General features: G+C 69.9%; 16 protein-coding genes. 7 read left to right on the forward strand and 9 right to left on the reverse strand.

The window, feature by feature from the left end; genetic code table 11:
• The first annotated feature begins 47 nt into the window (after window positions 1-47).
• Entirely contained in the window at window positions 48-1,145 is a 1,098-nt protein-coding gene (locus AORI_RS60655; RefSeq protein ID WP_016334279.1) for a coiled-coil domain-containing protein, read from the forward strand.
• A 14-nt stretch (window positions 1,146-1,159) separates the two neighbouring features.
• Here the strand turns inward: AORI_RS60655 and AORI_RS60660 are convergent, their stop codons facing one another.
• Together AORI_RS60660 and AORI_RS60665 are read right to left on the reverse strand one after the other, a co-directional pair.
• Window positions 1,160-2,809 (reverse strand): WXG100 family type VII secretion target, encoded by a 1,650-nt coding sequence (locus AORI_RS60660; RefSeq protein ID WP_016334280.1) that lies wholly within the window; start codon window positions 2,807-2,809, stop codon window positions 1,160-1,162.
• Window positions 2,810-2,910: 101 nt separating this feature from the next.
• Window positions 2,911-3,690 carry an SDR family NAD(P)-dependent oxidoreductase gene (locus AORI_RS60665; protein WP_016334281.1) on the reverse strand — a complete coding sequence of 260 codons (780 nt, stop codon included), beginning with the start codon at window positions 3,688-3,690 and terminating at the stop codon, window positions 2,911-2,913.
• Window positions 3,691-3,775: 85 nt separating this feature from the next.
• Here AORI_RS60665 and AORI_RS60670 point away from each other — a divergent pair, with 85 nt between their 5' ends.
• Entirely contained in the window at window positions 3,776-4,627 is an 852-nt protein-coding gene (locus AORI_RS60670; protein WP_043848831.1) for a helix-turn-helix transcriptional regulator, read from the forward strand.
• On the opposite strand, the gene AORI_RS60675 is transcribed toward AORI_RS60670, so the two are convergent.
• The gene (locus AORI_RS60675) at window positions 4,586-5,809 is read right to left on the reverse strand and encodes a PucR-like N-terminal domain-containing protein (RefSeq protein ID WP_016334283.1); all 1,224 of its coding nucleotides are present in this window, start codon (window positions 5,807-5,809) and stop codon (window positions 4,586-4,588) included. The two genes, AORI_RS60670 and AORI_RS60675, sit on opposite strands and share 42 nt — an antisense overlap.
• Before the next feature lie 109 nt (window positions 5,810-5,918).
• Between AORI_RS60675 and AORI_RS60680 the strand changes: the two genes are divergently transcribed.
• Complete coding sequence (locus AORI_RS60680; protein ID WP_016334284.1) at window positions 5,919-6,782, forward strand: SGNH/GDSL hydrolase family protein; 864 nt, start codon at window positions 5,919-5,921, stop codon at window positions 6,780-6,782.
• Between the two features lie 344 nt (window positions 6,783-7,126).
• Here AORI_RS60680 and AORI_RS60685 read toward each other — a convergent pair whose 3' ends face one another.
• The gene (locus tag AORI_RS60685) at window positions 7,127-8,308 is read right to left on the reverse strand and encodes a S8 family peptidase (protein WP_338024056.1); all 1,182 of its coding nucleotides are present in this window, start codon (window positions 8,306-8,308) and stop codon (window positions 7,127-7,129) included.
• A 261-nt stretch (window positions 8,309-8,569) separates the two neighbouring features.
• Here AORI_RS60685 and AORI_RS60690 point away from each other — a divergent pair, with 261 nt between their 5' ends.
• Window positions 8,570-9,373 (forward strand): pentapeptide repeat-containing protein, encoded by an 804-nt coding sequence (locus AORI_RS60690; protein WP_016334286.1) that lies wholly within the window; start codon window positions 8,570-8,572, stop codon window positions 9,371-9,373.
• A 5-nt stretch (window positions 9,374-9,378) separates the two neighbouring features.
• Here the strand turns inward: AORI_RS60690 and AORI_RS60695 are convergent, their stop codons facing one another.
• Window positions 9,379-10,017: an SDR family NAD(P)-dependent oxidoreductase gene (locus AORI_RS60695; RefSeq protein WP_016334287.1), complete on the reverse strand. Its 639-nt coding sequence runs from the start codon at window positions 10,015-10,017 to the stop codon at window positions 9,379-9,381.
• A gap of 116 nt (window positions 10,018-10,133) precedes the next feature.
• On the opposite strand from AORI_RS60695, the gene AORI_RS60700 reads away from it, so the two are divergent.
• Complete coding sequence (locus AORI_RS60700; protein ID WP_016334288.1) at window positions 10,134-11,087, forward strand: helix-turn-helix transcriptional regulator; 954 nt, start codon at window positions 10,134-10,136, stop codon at window positions 11,085-11,087.
• On the opposite strand, the gene AORI_RS60705 is transcribed toward AORI_RS60700, so the two are convergent.
• Window positions 11,066-12,004: an AraC family transcriptional regulator gene (locus tag AORI_RS60705; protein WP_016334289.1), complete on the reverse strand. Its 939-nt coding sequence runs from the start codon at window positions 12,002-12,004 to the stop codon at window positions 11,066-11,068. The two genes, AORI_RS60700 and AORI_RS60705, sit on opposite strands and share 22 nt — an antisense overlap.
• An 80-nt stretch (window positions 12,005-12,084) precedes the next feature.
• On the opposite strand from AORI_RS60705, the gene AORI_RS60710 reads away from it, so the two are divergent.
• Complete coding sequence (locus tag AORI_RS60710) at window positions 12,085-12,912, forward strand: Rossmann-fold NAD(P)-binding domain-containing protein (protein WP_016334290.1); 828 nt, start codon at window positions 12,085-12,087, stop codon at window positions 12,910-12,912.
• A 32-nt stretch (window positions 12,913-12,944) separates the two neighbouring features.
• Window positions 12,945-13,436, forward strand: coding sequence for an anthrone oxygenase family protein (locus tag AORI_RS60715; RefSeq protein WP_016334291.1), 492 nt, complete (start codon window positions 12,945-12,947; stop codon window positions 13,434-13,436).
• 2 nt (window positions 13,437-13,438) lie between these two features.
• Here AORI_RS60715 and AORI_RS60720 read toward each other — a convergent pair whose 3' ends face one another.
• From AORI_RS60720 to AORI_RS60730, 3 genes are all read right to left on the reverse strand, one after another.
• Window positions 13,439-14,212, reverse strand: a complete 774-nt coding sequence (locus AORI_RS60720; protein ID WP_016334292.1) for an alpha/beta fold hydrolase — start codon at window positions 14,210-14,212, stop codon at window positions 13,439-13,441.
• A 74-nt stretch (window positions 14,213-14,286) separates the two neighbouring features.
• Window positions 14,287-15,519: an RNA polymerase sigma factor gene (locus tag AORI_RS60725; protein ID WP_016334293.1), complete on the reverse strand. Its 1,233-nt coding sequence runs from the start codon at window positions 15,517-15,519 to the stop codon at window positions 14,287-14,289.
• Window positions 15,516-16,649 carry a glycosyltransferase gene (locus AORI_RS60730; RefSeq protein ID WP_016334294.1) on the reverse strand — a complete coding sequence of 378 codons (1,134 nt, stop codon included), beginning with the start codon at window positions 16,647-16,649 and terminating at the stop codon, window positions 15,516-15,518. Before AORI_RS60730 ends, AORI_RS60725 begins: the two co-directional genes overlap by 4 nt.
• Window positions 16,650-16,673: the final 24 nt, after the last annotated feature.

The raw sequence follows: 16,673 nt of genomic DNA on the forward strand, positions 1-16,673 counted from the left end.
TGATACCTCAGTTAGGGGTTACGTAACATACAAGGTATGCTTCGGGCATGATCGAGTACGCGGAGGAACAAGCGCCGGAGCAGGCGCGATGCGGGTTTCGCAAGTGCCGGGAGCCGCTGCCTCCGCCCGGGCCGCGCGGCGGAAGGCCGTACGAGTTCTGCCCGGACCGGACGTGGCCCGGCGGGAAGAGCTGCAAGCAGCTGGCCGCGGCCGAGCAGGCACTACGGGAGGCGCTGGGCGACGAGGGTGTGCCGTCGGCGGCGCTGACGGACGCCGGGCAGGCCTTCGATCAGGCCGCCACCGCGCTCACCGGCCCTCTCCGTACGTTGAGCAACGCGCTCGACGCGGTCACCGCCCATCTGCGGGACGAGATCGCGGCGGCCGTCGGTCAAGCCGACGCCGCCCACGAAGCCGCGGCAGAAGCCGACCGGCAACGGGACGCCGCACTGTCACGAGCAGCGGATGCCGAAGCCGCCGCCGAGGCAGCGGCGGAAGCGGCCCGGACGGCTCAGCAAGCCGAGCTCCTGGCCAAGGCGACCGCGGACGAGGCGGTCACGGCCCGGACCACAGCTCAGCTGGCTCAGGCGAAAGCGGAGTCGGCCACCGCGGTGATCACCCAGCGCGCGAAGGAAGTCACCGAGGAGGCAGAGGAACAGCGAGCACGCGCCGACAAGCTGGCTGCCACGCTCGCCGCTCGCGGTGAGGAGCTGGCGACGCGGACCGCGGAACGAGACGCGGCACGGACCGCGTTGGCCGAATCGGACGAGCGTCGGAAGACGTGGGAGCGGCTCCTGGAAACGCAGAAGCGCGAGCTGACCGCGGAGGTGGACGCCGTGCGTGAGCAACTCCGAGCCCTCGATGCCCGCTACCAGGAGGCTCTCGCCGAGCGAACCGCACACGAAACCGCATCCCGAGCACGGCTCGCGGACGTTCAGGCGGAGCTGACCGCCACGCGCGGACAACTCGCCGCGGCTCAGCAGCAGATCACCGAATCCCAGGTATCGCGCGACCAGGCCGCGAGGACGCTGACCCTCATCCGTCACCGTGCCCTCGCCGCGACAGAGGAACCGTCGACGTCACTGCGGCAAGACCTTCTGACGATTCTCCTCGGCGACGGCGAAACAGCCCCGAAGTCACCCGAGTGATCGCCGGAAGCGATCTACGGAATCAGACCGCCGAGCCTTTCCAGCCCTTCCTTGACTCCGTCCTCGACGCGCCGATACGTATCCGCCCCGGTGACCAGGCTGTCCGCGATGCCGCCGACCGCCTCCACTCCCGCCGTCAGCCGGTCGCCCGCCGCCGTGACGTATTTGGTGAGCGTGTCGCTGAAGGTGGTGGCAGCCGGCACGTCGCCGAGCAGATGCGGCACCAGTTGCAGCCGCGACATCGCGCCGGCCGCGGTGCTCAACGTCGAGGTCGCGCCGTCCAGCACGCCCGCGGCACCGACGAGCGAGTCGGGATCGGTTTCGTATCCGGCGTCGCCGGGGGAGAGCGCGCCGTCGGGGTCGAGCCCGAGTTCGTCCAGGGAGATCCTGGTCAGCTCCGGTTCGTCCCACTTCGAGCCCGGGTTCTTCTGGTAGCCGTAGGCGCCGGATTCGTGCGCCAGCACGATCTCCCCGTCGATCTCGACGGCCTCTTCGACGCCGTGGGAGTCGTAGCCGTCTTCGTTGCCCGGCTCGCCGCCCTTCAGCTCGATCTCTTCGCGATCGTTGAAGTCGTACCACTCCGGCGTCCGGTCCTGCCGGTAGAACTTGCCGCTGTGCCCATCCGAGGATGAGAAGATGAACTCGTCGTCGCGCACCACGACGCCCTGGACGTTGTTCGGTGTCTCGATCGGATCCCCTGCCTCGTCCGGCCGGGGTGAACCGTCCGGGCCGACGGGGACTTCGTAGAGCCGGTTGTTGCCGTAGTCGCCCACGAAGAGTTTGCCTTGCGCGTAGGTGACGTAGCTGTGGGCGGGCGTGTCGACCACGTCCACGGCGTCGACCGGTTTTCCGCTGTTCTGCGCGGCATCGAGTTCGGCCTTGTCGTAGACGTACACGTATCCGTTGGACGACACCCAGACGTGCTTGCCGTCCGTCGCGACACCGCCGGTGTGGGTGGGCGAGCCGACCTCGCCGTTGCCGTTGAGGTAGACGTTCCCTGTTTCCACTCCGGTCTCGTAGTCGACGTAGGTCAGCCTGCTCGGCGTCAGTCCGGGCCCGATGGGGTTGTCGCCGGAGCCGTCCCCATCACCGTCGTGGTACGAGCCCAGCAACAGGTTCTCGCCGTCGTAGGCCAGACCTTGGGACGTCCACGGCTCGCCTGGGTTGACGCCGCTGATGTCGGCGTTGCCGTCGCTGTCCCAGCCCTCGCTTCCGCCGCCGTCGGTCGTGGCCGCCAGCGCGGTGAGCCTGCTTTCATAGGTCTGCTGGGCGGCGGTCAGCGCCCGGATCGTCTTCATCGCGATCTCCGGCGCTTCGAGCAGGTCGATCAGGCCGAGCTTGCGCCAGGGGCCGATCGCGGTGTCGGCTGACGTCCGCAGCGCGGAGTACGCCTTCGCGGCGCCTTTGACCGCGGCCTCTGCGGTGTTGAGCTGGGCATACACCTCGGCGACGGTGTGCGAGGACTGTTTCGCCTTGCCGACGAACTCCGCCGCCGCCGTGCCGCGCCAGGACCGGGCCGCTCGCAGGGCGCCGTCGGAGATCCCGTCCGCCACCGTCTGCAACGACGTCTTGGCGTCGGCGATGGTGGCGCCGACTTCGGCGATGCCCGCCGCGTCCCCCGACGTGAGTTTGGCGTAGAGCGGTTCGGGATCCAGGAACGGCATCGGCTTCTCCTCGGGCAACCCCAGGTCAGGGTGGGTCGTGCGCGTTCAGACGCCGGAAGGCCGACGCCGGTTCCCCCGCATCACCCACCCCTGCCCGGGGTTCAGGACAGCATGCCGCCGTCCACCCGCAGGACCGTCCCGGTCACGTAGGAGGCGCGATCGCTCAGCAACCACGCCGCGGCCTGCGCGATCTCCTCGGGCTCGGCCACGCGACCCAGCGGGGTCTGCGCGTTGAGCCGCTGCAGGATGTCCGGCGAGCTCTCGACCCACTCGTTGAACATCTCCGTCAGCGTCGTGCCGGGCGCGACGGCGTTGATCCGGATCCCTTCCGGACCGTAAGTGGTGGCGGCCGAGGCGGTGAGGCTGTTTACGCCGCGTTTCATCGCGCCGTACGCGGGGAGCTCCGGGTTGGCCATCAGGCTGCCGACGCTGGTGTTGTTGACGATGGCCCCGGTCTTCGCGGTGGCCCGGATCGCCTCGATCTCGGCGACCATCGCCAGCCACGGACCCTTCAGGTTCACCGCGTAGATACGGTCGAAATCGGCTTCGGTCACCTGGTGCATCGGGCCGGGCGGCACGTTGGTCGCGCCGTTGTTGAACGCGACGTCGAGCCTGCCGTGCAGCTCCACCGTGCGGTCGACGGCCGCGCGGATGCTCGACGCGTCGCCGAGGTCGCACACCACGTGGTCGGCGACGCCGCCCTCCGCGCGGATCTCCTCGGCCACGGCCTTCAACTGGGACTCGGTGCGGGCGGCGAGCACGACGCGGGCGCCTTCCCTGGCGAACAGCCGCGCGGCGGCGGCGCCGATCCCGCGGCCGGCACCGGTGACGAAGGCGACCTTGCCGTCGAGCAGGCCCGAAACAGTCGTTGTGTTGGTCATGGCACCGAGAGTTCTCCCGCCCTCGGCGCTTATCCAGGCATCGGCGGTACCTGGCTGACGGACCGCCATCGTCCACACTGGAGTGGTGGACAGACGACAACTGGCCGAGTTCCTGCGCAGCAGGCGCGAACGGATCACCCCTGCCGACGTCGGCCTTCCCGCCGGGCCCCGCCGCCGCACCCCGGGCCTGCGGCGCGAGGAGGTGGCGCAGCTGGCGTTCATCTCGACCGAGTACTACACGCGCCTGGAGCAGGCGCGCGGTCCTCGGCCCTCGCGTGAGGTGCTGAGCGGGCTGACCAGGGCGCTTCGGCTGTCCGATGTGGAACGGGATCACCTGCACCATCTCGCCGGCGCGCCGCCGGGGCCGCCGCCCGGCCCGTCACGGGAGGTCCGGCCGAGCATTCTCGCGCTGCTGCACCGCCTTCCGCAGGCAGCGGCGATCGTGCTGTCGGCGACCTACGAGGTGCTCGCCTGGAACGACCTCGCCGCGGCGCTGATGGAGGACTTTTCCGCGCTGCCGCGGCGGGACCGCAACCTCGTGCGCCGCGCGTTCCTCGGGCCGCGGCCCGAAGGGCGGCGGCTGTACGGGGTGTCCGATGTGGACGAATTCGCGGCGAGCGCGGTCCGGAACCTGCGGGCCACCGCCGCCCGGTATCCCGACGACCCCGAAGTCGCCGGCCTGATCCGGGAACTCCTCGACGGCAGCGAGGAGTTCGCCCGCCTGTGGGCCGCTCACGACGTATGCGCCGCACCCACGCTGTGCAAGACGTTCCGGCATCCGGTGGTCGGCCCGGTCAGCGTGAACTGCGACGTCCTCGACATCAGCGACCGTGACCAGCAGGTCGTGATCTACACCGCCGACCCCGGCACTCCGTCGGAGAACGCGTTGCGGCTGCTATCGGTCGTCGGGACGCAGCGGATGGACGCTCCGCTCTGATGGTTTTGTAGGTTCCCTCGATACCAGCGGGTCGATCCTGAGTGCGATCGCGAGCGCGAAGCGGCCGGCCGGATCGTCGATCGTGCCGCCGAACAACGTCCGCAACTGCCGGATGCGGTAGCGGACGGTCTGGACGTGGACGTGCAGTTCGACGCCGATCGCCTGCGGCTGATCAGGACGTGCGAGCCAGGCGGCGAGGGTCGAAGTGAGCCGTTGCCGTGCCGGTTCCGGCAGACCGGCCAACGGCGCGAGGACGTCTTTCGAGAACTCGGCGGCGAGTTCGGGATCGGCGGTCAGCAGCAGATCGATGCGGTGCTCGGTGGTGTGGACGAGGGGACTGTCGCCGAGTGCGCCGGTGCGGGTCAGCCGCCACAGCGCGCTCGCCCGGCGGGCACTGAGCGCGGCCGAGCGAAGCGGCACGATCGGGCCCACCCCGGCCTGGTCGTGGCCGAGCAGGTCCCGCAGGCGGCCGAGGTACCACTCGAGCCGGTCGGCGGGCATGACCACGGCGGTCAGGTCGTGGTGGCGGCCGACCAGCACCCGCCCCGGCATCCGGTCCAGCAGCTGCGGGGCGACGTCGGCGCTGGTGACGGCGACGACGAGCCTGCCGGGCAGGACCCACATGGCTTGGCTCGCGGCGTCGTCGAGCAGGTCCCTGGACGCGGCCGGTTCGGCGAGCAGGAGACCCAGGAGCCGGTCCCGCCGCGCCTGCCCGGCCCGCGCCGCCTGTGAGCGGGCTTCGGCGTATCCGTCGGCCGCCGCGGCGGAGAGCTCGGCGATGAAGGCGAAAAGCGCCTCACCGAGTTCGACGATCGCCTGGGTCGGCAGATCCACCGCCGGCGCCGCCGAGGCCAGCTGCCGCCACACGCCCAGCGCGGCGGACTGGTAGAAGCCGAGCATCTCCTCGAGGCTGCGGCCCGCGGTGTGCTGGGCCCGGCCCTGCGCGCGGTAGAGCTCCCGGTCGGTGGTGACGTCGGGGTGGCCGATCTCGCTGAAGAAGGCGTGCAACGCGACGTCGAGGGTGACTTGGAGGTTCGCCGCGGTCCGGTCGTCGAGCGGGGTCCGCAGCCCGGCACGGACCTGGTCCATCGCGGCGGACGCGATCGCGGCGGTGTCGGGCTCCAGCCGGGTCAGCACCGAGGCGTCGAGTCCGCGCCAGGGCTGTGCCGACGCCTTCGTCATAGAGGGAACCTACAAAACTCCGATCAAGAACGCGCGCCTCCGTTCTAGTGGTTCTCCCCGGCGCGGCGGACGCTGACCGCAGCATTCGACGACGCATGCAGGAGGCGGCATGACACGCTGGGGAAGACTCGCCCGGATCGCCGCGGTGGCGGGCACCGCACTGACCCTCGTCGGAATCGGGACACCGGCCCTCGCCGCGGAGCGGCAGGTGTACGTCGCGATGGGTGACTCGTTCTCGGCGGGCTCGGTGGTGCTGCCGCAGTCCGATCTGTTCACCTGCGCCCGGTCGGCGATCAACTACGCGGGCCTGCTGGCGAAGCAGATCGACGTCGACGAACTGCGCGACGTCACCTGTGGCGCCGCGACCACATCCCATTTCAGGAATCCGCAAAAGGGCATCATCTCCGGCACGAACCCACCGCAGTACGACGCGCTCTCGGCCGACACGACACTGGTGACCGTCGGCATCGGCGGCAACGACGTCGGCTTGGTCGGGCTCGCGACGTCGTGCGTGAACCTGCTGCCGGTGGGCGCGTCGTGCAAGGCGGCCAACACCACGGGCGGGGTGGACAAGTACGCCACCAAGATCGACGCCTTCGCCGCGACCTACGGCACGGTCATCGAGCAGATCCGCCAGCGCGCCCCGCGGGCCGAGATCGTCATGGTCGGCTACCCGACCGGGATCAAGTCCGGCGGTTGCTGGCCGCTCGTCCCGGTCCTGCCGCAGGACGCCGACTACATCCAGGCCAACATCGACCGGCTCAACGCGCGGATGGCCGAGCAGTCCGCCGCGCACGGTGCGAAGTACGTCGACATCCGGACGCCGAGCATCGGGCACGACGCCTGCCAGCCGATCGGCGTCAAGTGGATCGAAGGGCTCATTCCGTCGGTGGTGAACAACAGCTTCGCCCCGCTGCACCCGAACGCCGCCGGGCTCGCGGCGGTGGTGCCGAGTATTCGGAAGGTGCTGTAGCGGCGTCGCTGGGGCACGTCTTGTGAGTGGTGGCTCGCCACCGATGCCTGGCACGCCCCTTGGACTGTCCAAAAAGGTCACTCTTCGAGATCAAAGCGCCCGATTCGGGCACTTTGCGCAGTATTGCCCGCGGGGTCGTGAGTGGTGATGGTCGTTCTAACCCTCTTTGCCACTCACGACCCCGCGCAAAACTGGACTTATAGGCACAAAGCAGGCATGTGCCGCCACGCTCGAGGCATCTGACCGGCACAAGGGTTGATCACTCAGGCTCGTACGGCGAAGTCACGCCCCTCGTGAGTGGTAAAGACGGTTCTAACCGTCCTTACCACTCACGAGGACTCAGGTCACGCGGTCGGCGCCCAGTACAGGAGCCGGTTCGGCGAACCGGAGCCCGGGTTGGTCACCTTGCCCGGCGTGGCCGCGTTGATCAACGCGGTGGCCACCTGCGCGGGCGTGGCGCTCTTGTTGTTCTGCAGGAAACGGGCCGCGACGCCGACCACGTGCGGGGTCGCCATCGAAGTGCCGCTGATCGTCCTCGTCGCGGTGTCGTTGGTGTTCCACGACGACGTGATGTTCGTGCCCGGCGCGAAGATGTCCACGACGCTGCCGTAGTTGGAGAAGCTGGAGCGCGCGTCGGTGTTGGTGGCCGAGCCGACGGTGATCGCCTCGGTCACGCGGGCGGGGGAGAAGCCCGACGCGTTCGAGTTGGAATTCCCGGCGGCCACGCCGTAGGTGACACCCGCGGCGATCGACCGGCGGACGGCGTCGTCGAGGGTGCTGGAGGCGCCGCCGCCGAGGCTCATGTTGGCCGCGGCCGGTTTGACGTGGTTCTTGGTGACCCAGTCGATGCCCGCGATGACCCCGGCGGTGGTGCCGCTGCCGGAGTTGTTGAGCACGCGGACGCCGTAGACGGTCGCGCCCTTGGCGATGCCGTACTGCGAACCGGCGATGGTGCCGGCGACGTGGGTGCCGTGGCCGTTGCCGTCCTGCGCGACGGCGTCGTTGTCGACGAAGTCGTAGCCGTTGCGGGCGCGGCCGCCGAAGGTCTGGTGGCTGATCCGCAGGCCGGTGTCGATGACGTAGACGTTCACGCCCGCGCCGGTGCTGGTGTAGCTGTACTTGTTGTCGAGCGGGAGGTTGCGCTGGTCGACGCGGTCGAGACCCCAGGACGGCGGGTTGTTCTGGGTCGCGTCGGCGTGGACGACCTGGTTCTGCTCGACCGACGCCACCGACGGGTCGGCGGCGAGCCGCTTGGCCTGCCGCTCCGACAGCGTCGCGGAGAAGCCCTTGAGCGAGCTGCTGTAGACCTGCTCCACCTTCGCGCCGAAGCGGTTCGCCAGCGCGGCGACGACGCCGGTGTCCTTCAGCGTGACGATGTAGCTGTTCGGGATCGCTCCGGCGGATCCCGCGGCGAGGATCTGTCCTTCGGCGGCTTGCGCGGGAGCGGCGGTGACGCTGATCGCCACCGCGACCGCGCTCGCCATTCCGGCGCGTGACAGCCAACGCGCTTGTCTCGTCTCTCGCATGTGTTCGTCCTGTCGTTCGCAGGGGACCGGCCGGTCAAGACCACAGCGGCGGAAAGGCGGTCCAGCTCGACCGCATGGGACGGCACCTGCCGAATCCCACGGGGATCGAGGTTATTGAGCGCGTGACATGTCCGAATCGACTGAATGGGGCAGGGCCCGACCTTCGTCTGGCGGCCATTGGCGGCGGGTGCCCTGCACGGAAAGTGCTCTCCGTACCCTGTGGCTGGAACACCTTGCCGAGTTTCTGGAGTCCGAACCACCGTGCCAGCCCTTTCCAGCCTGCGAGCCGACTGCGAGAACTGCTTCGGCCTGTGCTGTGTCGTCCCGGCCTTCGCGGCTTCGGCCGACTTCGCGATCACCAAACCGGCGGGCCAGGCGTGCCCGAACCTGGGCGAGGACTCCCGGTGCGGCATTCACGACAAGCTCCGCAAGAAGGGCTTCACCGGCTGCACGGTCTATGACTGCTTCGGCGCGGGCCAGAAGGTTTCCCAGGTCACCTTCGACGGTGAGGACTGGCGGAAGTCGCCGAAGACGGCGAAAACGATGTTCGCGGTCTTCCCGGTGATGCGGGATCTGCAGGAACTGCTCTACTACCTCACTGAGGCGGCTTCGCTGCCGACGTCCGCGTCGATCCGTGACGACCTGGCCGAGATGATCGACCGGACCGAGCGGATGACGCTGGACACGCCCGGCGTGCTGCGAAAGCTGGACGTCCACTCGCATCGGGGCGCGGTGAACGGGCTGCTGCTGCGCGCGAGCGAACTCGTCCGTGCCGCGGTGCCGGGTAAGAAGAAGGACCGGCGCGGCGCCGACCTCATCGGTGCGAAGCTCAAGGGAGCGAATCTGCGTGGCGCGCTGCTGCGAGGGGCGTATCTGATCGGCGCGGACCTGCGGGGAGCCGATCTCCGGCAGGCCGACGTCACCGGGGCGGACCTGCGGGACGCCGACCTGCGCGGCGCGGATTTCCGGGACACGCTCTTCCTGCTCCAGTCGCAACTGGACGCGGCGAAGGGTGACGCGACGACGAAACTGCCGGCCTCGCTGTCCCATCCGGCGCACTGGTAGGCCCGCTACCCCGTGTGGACGATCTCGTGCTCCCAGTCGCCTCGTGCCTGGGTGTGCAGCCGCCAATAGTGCTCGGCGATGTCGTCGGGGTCGAACGGGGTTCCCTTCGCGACGGGACCGGCGACGGTCACCGTGGCGACGTGCACACCTGAGGGGCCGAATTCCTTGTCCAGCAGGGAAACCAGCGCTCGCACGCCCGCTTTCCCGAGCGAGAGGCTCGTGTAGGCGGGTACGGCTTCGGGCATCCCGCCGGTCACGATGATCGTGCCCGATCCGCGCTCGGCCATCCCCGGCGCGACGTGGGCGGCGGTGGTGATCGCTCCGACGACGTTGACCGACCACGCCGCGAGATGCCGTTCGACGGACAGCTCGCCGGGGGTGTCGGCCTGGATGATCGCCGCGTTGTAGACCACGACGTCGGGTGTGCCGTGCTCCCGCGCGGCGGTGTCGAGTGCGGCCTTGAGGGAAGTCTCGTCGGTGACGTCGGCGGTGAGCGCCAGCGCGGCCCCCAGCTCGGCGGCCAGCGGTTCCAGGGTCGCCGACTGCCGGGCCAGCAGGGTGATCGGCAGCCCTTCCTTGGCGAAGCGGTGCGCGACCGAGCGGCCGATGCCCGGTCCCGCGCCGATGATCACTGCGCCTGCCATGTGCTTCTCCTTCTGGGTGGGGTGCGGTGACCGTAGGGCCTGACATCGGTGTGAAGGTCAAGTCGGTGCCGCAAAGTGTTCACCGGGTGAGCGGTTTGCCTGCGAGACTGGGCGCCATGCGTGCCGATCGCCTGGTGGCCACCCTCCTGCTGATGCAGGCGCGTGGCCGCGTCACGGCTTCCGAACTGGCGGACGAGCTGGAGATCTCGGTCGCCACCGCCCGGCGTGACCTCGAGGCGTTGTCGGCCGCGGGTGTCCCGGTGTACCCGCAGCCCGGCCGGGGCGGCGGATGGTCGCTCGTCGGCGGCGCGCGGACCGACCTCAGTGGACTGTCGGCGTCGGAGGCTCAGGCGCTGTTCCTGCTCGCCGGTCCGGCCGCGTCGATCTCGCCCGAGGTGAAATCCGCGCTGCGGAAGCTGGTCCGGGCTCTGCCGGACACGTTCCGCGCCGACGCGCAAGCCGCGGCGGACGCGGTCGTCGTCGATCCGTCGCGGTGGGGTGAGCGGGAGAAGGAGCGGCCCGCACTGCTCACCGTGCTGCAGTCCGGGATCGTGCGCCGCCGCAAGGTCCGGTTCGGCTACGCGAAGAAGGGCGCGGAACCGGTGGAGCGGGTCGTCGATCCTTGGGGGCTCGTGGACAAGGACGACATCTGGTATCTCATCGCGGGCACCGAGAAGGGTCAGCGCACCTTCCGCGTCGATCGCATGTCCGACGCCGAGGTCAGCGACCTGCCCGCGGGACGGCCGGACGATTTCGAACTGTCGCAAGCGTGGGAGCAGGTGGTCGACCAGGTCGAGCAACGCCGGGCGGGGCTGGACGCGACCGTGCTCATCGCCGAGCGGCATCTGCCGATCCTCCAGGACCATTTCGGACGGCAGGCACGTGTCGAGGAGAAGCTCGAAGACGGGCGCGTGCGGGTGACGGTGTCGGCGCCGGTGGCGTGGATGATCGCGCAGCAGCTCGCGGGCTGGGGCTCGATGATCGAGGTGCTGGGCCCGGAGTCGGTCCAGGAGGAACTCGCCCGCATCGGCGCGGAACTGGTCGAGCGTTACGCGACGCCGGCGCGGTAACGCTGCGGGCTGACGCCGTGTTCGCGTTTGAACGCGGTGCTGAGTGCGAACGAGCTGCCGTAGCCGACCTGCCGGGCGACCGCGCCGATCGTGACGTCGGGATGCTGGCGCAGGAGATCCGCGGCGAGCGCGATCCGCCAGCTCGCGAGGTAGGCCATCGGTGGCTCGCCGACCGCGGCGGTGAACCGCCGGGCGAACGCGGCCCGGGACACCCCGGTGTCGGCCGCGAGGCTCGCCACGGTCCACGGCTCGGAAGGCTTGTGCTGTAACAGTTTCAGCGCGCGTCCGACGACGGGGTCGCTGTGCGCGCGATACCAGGCGGGTGCCGCGGCGTCGGACCGGTCGAACCAGGTCCGCAACGCGGCGACCAGAAGCAGGTCGAGCACGCGGTCCAGGACGGCTTCCTGGCCGGGCGTGTCCTTGACGATCTCGCCGGCGAGCAGCGTCACCAGCGGGTTGTCCCACTCCTCGTCCCGGACGACCAGCAACGACGGAAGCGCGTTGAGGAGCCGTTTGCTGATCTCGCCCTCCAGCGGATAGGTGCCGGTGAGCAGGACGACGGGGCCGTCCGGATCGTCGCCCCAGGTGCGGACGCCGAGATCCGACAGCTCGGTGAGGTGTTTCCCGTCCGGGGTCAGGCATTCCTGTCCCGGCAGGATCATCGCCTGCGGTGGGGTGGCCGGGTCGTCCGCGACGAGATACGGGTCCGGACCGCGGGCGATGGCGATGTCGCCGGTGCCGAGGTGGACGGCGTCCCCGTGGTCGGGCACCACCCAGGACTCACCGCGCACCTGCGCCATCACCGTCAGCGGCGCCTCGTCCTCGATCCGCAGCGACCACGGCGGGGTCATGACCGACTTCAGCAGGAACGCGCCGCGGGCGCGGGGTCCGTCGAGCAGGCCGGCGAGGGGATCCATGCCGCAAGTTTAGACGATGAAACATGGAACAGAGGCTTTGAACTATGTTCCGTCTCATTCGTAGGCGCTTGACTAGTGCCATGACGAACACGAAGAACAACGAGACGGTCCTGGTCCTCGGCGCGACGGGCAAGACCGGAAGCCGGGTCGCGCAGCGGCTGACCGACCTCGGGATCGACGTCCGGAAGGCCTCGCGGCCGGTGTTCGACTGGGACGACCGCTCGACCTGGACGGCCGCGGTCACCGGGATCGGCGCCGCCTACCTGACCTACTACCCCGACCTCGCCTTCCCCGGTGCCGCCGAAGCGATTCGCGACTTCTCCAAGCTGGCCGTGGACCACGGTGTCCGGCGGCTGGTCCTGCTGTCCGGCTGCGGCGAAGAGGAAGCCGTGGTCAGCGAACAAGGGGTACGGGACTCCGGTGCCGAGTGGACGGTCGTGCGGGCCAGCTGGTTCGCGCAGAACTTCAGTGAGCACTTCCTGCTGGAGCCGGTGCTCGCCGGGGAGATCGTGCTGCCCGCCGGGGCGGTGACCGAGCCGTTCATCGACGTCGAGGACATCGTCGACGTGGTGGTGACGGCGCTGACCACCGACGGGCACGGCGGTGAGGTGTACGAGCTGACCGGCCCCCGGTTGCTGGGTTTCGCGGACGTGGCGGCGGAAATCGGCAAGGCTTCCGGGCGGGATGTCCGGTACGTTCCGGTCTCCGCCGCGGAATTCGCCGCGGGCGCGGCCGAACAGGGCGTGCCGGAGGAGGAGATCGAGGGCCTGACCGACCTGTTCACGCGCATCCTCGACGGCCGGAACTCCTCGCTCACCGGTGATGTCGAGCGGGTGCTGGGCAGGCCCGCCAAGGACTTCTCCGAATACGCCGCGAAAGCGGTGGCCACCGGGGCCTGGAATCGATGAGACGAGCTGGAATCGGAAGGGAGGCGACAGGAATGGCGACGCTGAGCGAGATCGTCCTGATCGCGGCCGTCATCACGGCGGGGTTGATCGCCGGCTTGTTCTACGCCTACACGTGCTCGGTGATGCCGGGGCTGGGGCGCGCGGACGCCAGGACGTACGTGACGGGGATGCGGGAGATCAACATCGCGATCCTCAACGGCTGGTTCGGGCTGAGCTTCGGCGGTGCTCCGCTGCTCGCGGCGGTCGCGGCGGCGTTGCACTTCCGGGCGGAACTGCGGCCCGCGCTGCCGTGGCTCATCACGGGGTTCGCCCTGCTGCTGGTGATGCTGATCGTGACGATGGCGATCAACGTGCCGTTGAACAACGCGCTCGAAGCGGGTTTCGACCGCGACAACACCGACTTCGCGGCGCTGCGGGCGAAGTTCGAGGGGGTCTGGGAACGCTGGAACCTCGTCCGGACCTTGGCCGCGATCGGCGGCTTCGGCGCTCTGGTGGGTGGGCTGATCGTGCACGTCCGCGCCTGACATCAGGCGTCGAGGAGTGCCAGGACCTGCGGAGCGAACGCGGCGGCCTCGGCGGCGAAACCGCCATGGTCGCCGGGGAAGTAGGTCGGCTCCACGCCGAGTCGGGCGGCCGCGAGCACCGCCGCCTCGTGCGCGGGCTGCCCGGCCGAGTCCTTCCCGACGCCGACGACGATGCGGGTGTCCGACGCCTTCAGCGCCTCGTAGTCCGGGGTGTAGTCCCCGATCATGTTCATCAGGTGCACGACGAAGAATTCCATGTTCTTCCGCATCTCCGGCGGGAACGCGCTCACGTCCAGCTCGAAACCGGCGTCGGCCATGAACTTCGCCATCGCCGCCTCGATGCCGTGTTCACGATGAAGGCGCTGCAACTCGTCCGGGTCACCCTCGGGTTGGCCCGGCAGCAGGGCCGTCAGCGGTGGTTCGTGCACCAGGAGCGTCTTGACCCGCCCGGGATGGCGGGTGACGAGATCGAACGCCTGCATGCACCCACCGCTGGACGCGAAGATCACCGCCGGTTCCGCGCTCACGCTGTCGAGCAGGCGCAGCGCGTCGTCGGTGTGGGCCTCGATCCGTTGCTCCCCATCCGGATCGTCGAGGGTACTGCGGGAGATCCCGCGCGGGTCGTAGGTGATCACCGTGTAGTGCTCCGCGAGCAGGCTCGCGATCGGCGCGAACATGGCGGAATCGGCCGCGCCACCGGGAATGCACAGCAGCACCGGACCGCTGCCGGTCACGGTGTGGTGCAGCCGGGCGCCGGGGACGTCGAGAACGGCCATCGGATGGCCCCTTCCTCTATTCAGGACTTGTCGCCCACCGACGAACGGTGACGCCGCGGACAGACAACCGGGCGTCAGGAGATGTCGGCGAGTTTTCCCGACAGGTAGGCGCGTTCGGCGTCGGTGCCGGCGAGCGCGAGTGCCTCGCGGTACGCGTCGGCGGCCTCGCCGAGCCGGTCGAGCCGCCGGAGCAGGTCCGCGCGGGTCGCGGGAAGCAGGTGGTATCCGGGGAGAGCGCCGTCCGCGGCGAGCTTGTCAACCAGTTCGAGCCCGGCTTCGGGGCCCTCGGCCATGGCGACGGCGACCGCGCGGTTCAGTTCGACGACGGGTGAGGGCACGAACCGCAGCAGTTCCCCGTAGAGGGCGGCGATCTGCGCCCAGTCGGTGTCGGCGGCGCGGGCGGCCGTCGCGTGGCAGGCGGCGATGGCGGCCTGGATCTGGTACTGCCCGGCGACACCGCGGCGCAGTGCGGTCTCCAGCAGTTCCGTGCCCTCGGCGATCTCGGCGGTGTTCCAGCCGCCACGGTCCTGGTCTTCGAGCGAGACGAGCGTGCCCTGGTCGTCGACGCGGGTGGCACGGCGGGCGTCGTGCAGGAGCAGCAGGGCCAGCAGCCCGAGGACCTCCGGTTCACCCGGCATCAGACTCGCGAGGATCCGGGCGAGCCTGATGGCCTCCGCGGACAGGTCGGGCCGGAGCAGGTCGGTGCCGGCGCTGGCCGAGTAGCCCTCGTTGAACAGCAGATACAGCATCCCGAGCACCGCGGCCGTGCGTTCGGGCAGCAGCTCCGCGGGCGGGACCCGGTACGGGATGCCCGCCGTGCGGATCTTCCGTTTCACCCGGACCAGGCGCTGCGATATCGTCGCCTCGGAGACGAGGAAGGCGCGGGCGATCTCGGCGGTGGTGAGCCCGGCCAGGGTCCGCAACGCGAGCGCGACCTGTCCTTCGAGCGGCAGCGCGGGATGACAGCAGGTGAAGATCAGCCGGAGCCGGTCGTCGTGGACACCGCTCTCGTCCCACTCCGGTTCGGCGGGGACGTGCAGTTCGGCGGCCTCGCGCAGTTTCGCCGCGCCGACGGCTTCTCGCCGGATCCGGTCGGTGGCGCGGTTGCGCGCCGCCGTCGTCAGCCAGGCGCCGGGTTTCGCCGGGACTCCGTCGCGGGGCCAGGTGCGCAACGCGAGCGCGAACGCTTCTTGGAGGCATTCCTCGGCGAGGTCCCAGTCGCCGGTGACCCGGATCAGGGTGGCGATCACCTGTCCCGACTCCACACGGAACGCCCGCGTGATCGCGGCGTCGAGTTCGGCGGTCACCGGAGGAGGCCTTCCAGCAGCGGCACGATCGTCTCCGGCGCCGGGTACGCGGTGATCTCGTCCCGCAACCGCCCGGCCGCCTCCCGGTAGGACGGTTCCCGCAGCACCGTGGTCACGGCGTCGCGGATGTCCTGCGGTGTCGCGCCGATGACGTCGAGGACGGTGCCGAGCCCGAGTTCGGTGACCCGATCGCCGTTGTGGGGCTGGTCGGCGCCCATCGGGAGCAGCACCATCGGCAGCCCGTGGGCGAGCGCTCCGAGCAGGCTGCCCGAACCGCCGTGGCTGAGGACGGCGTCGCAGTACGGGAGGACGTCGTCCTGCGGCAGGTAGCGCGTGAGGTGGATGTGCTCGGGCTGAGGGCCGAACTCGGCGGGATCGATGAGGTTCCCGACGGTGACCACACAGGTCGCGTCGATCTCCCGCAGTCCGGCCAGTGCCCGGGCCAACAGGTCGCCGGATTCGGTGTTGAAGATGGTGCCGAGGGTGAAGTAGACGGTGGGGCGGTCTTCGACGTACCACTCCGGCGCCGGTCCGCGAGCGGGAAGCGGGCTGTGGAACGGGCGTGCGGTCGGCGGCAGCGGGAACCGGGGATCGCGGAAGCTCGCGGGGAACGGCGAAAGCACGAGGTGGCGGTATGCCATCTCCAGATTTCGCTGCGGCGGGAGGCCGTGTGCGGCGCGGACCTCGTTGAGCGCGTCGTCGATCAGTCCGGCGCGGATGAGGACGCCGGCCGCGGTCACCAGGACGGTGACATGTGGGAGGCCGAGGCGTTCGGCGGTGATCATCGCGCCGTGATCGGCTTCGTCGCATACGAGCAGATCCGGTTCCCAGCTCTGGCAGAGCGCCATGACGTCCTTCGCGCGCTGGGGCGCCGTGCGGCGGACGAAACCGTCACGGAGGTCGCTGTCCTCGCGGTCCCTGTCGACGGGGAGCAGCGGGCGGCGTGCGCCGTCACTGCCGAGGTTCGGTCCCGACGGGAACGCGGTGAACCCGGCCGCCTCGACGATCGGGACCATCAGCGGCTCGCCGGTGAACGCGATCGTGTGCCCCGCCCCGGCGAGCGCGTGGGCGAGGGGGAGCAGCGGCCGGAAGTGGCCGTTACCGCCCGCGAAGGTGAACAGGACACGCATGTCAGCGACCCTATCGGCGGAGCG

Origin of the sequence: Amycolatopsis keratiniphila, from assembly GCF_000400635.2 — a bacterium.
GTDB lineage: Bacteria > Actinomycetota > Actinomycetes > Mycobacteriales > Pseudonocardiaceae > Amycolatopsis > Amycolatopsis keratiniphila.

Coding starts and splice junctions, on each gene's coding strand:
- AORI_RS60655 (WP_016334279.1), top strand. CDS start 48: ATGATCGAGTACGCGGAGGAACAAGCGCCGGAGCAGGCGCGATGCGGG.
- AORI_RS60660 (WP_016334280.1), bottom strand. CDS start 2,809: ATGCCGTTCCTGGATCCCGAACCGCTCTACGCCAAACTCACGTCGGGG.
- AORI_RS60665 (WP_016334281.1), bottom strand. CDS start 3,690: ATGACCAACACAACGACTGTTTCGGGCCTGCTCGACGGCAAGGTCGCC.
- AORI_RS60675 (WP_016334283.1), bottom strand. CDS start 5,809: ATGACGAAGGCGTCGGCACAGCCCTGGCGCGGACTCGACGCCTCGGTG.
- AORI_RS60680 (WP_016334284.1), top strand. CDS start 5,919: ATGACACGCTGGGGAAGACTCGCCCGGATCGCCGCGGTGGCGGGCACC.
- AORI_RS60685 (WP_338024056.1), bottom strand. CDS start 8,308: ATGCGAGAGACGAGACAAGCGCGTTGGCTGTCACGCGCCGGAATGGCG.
- AORI_RS60695 (WP_016334287.1), bottom strand. CDS start 10,017: ATGGCAGGCGCAGTGATCATCGGCGCGGGACCGGGCATCGGCCGCTCG.
- AORI_RS60700 (WP_016334288.1), top strand. CDS start 10,134: ATGCGTGCCGATCGCCTGGTGGCCACCCTCCTGCTGATGCAGGCGCGT.
- AORI_RS60705 (WP_016334289.1), bottom strand. CDS start 12,004: ATGGATCCCCTCGCCGGCCTGCTCGACGGACCCCGCGCCCGCGGCGCG.
- AORI_RS60710 (WP_016334290.1), top strand. CDS start 12,085: ATGACGAACACGAAGAACAACGAGACGGTCCTGGTCCTCGGCGCGACG.
- AORI_RS60715 (WP_016334291.1), top strand. CDS start 12,945: ATGGCGACGCTGAGCGAGATCGTCCTGATCGCGGCCGTCATCACGGCG.
- AORI_RS60720 (WP_016334292.1), bottom strand. CDS start 14,212: ATGGCCGTTCTCGACGTCCCCGGCGCCCGGCTGCACCACACCGTGACC.
- AORI_RS60730 (WP_016334294.1), bottom strand. CDS start 16,649: ATGCGTGTCCTGTTCACCTTCGCGGGCGGTAACGGCCACTTCCGGCCG.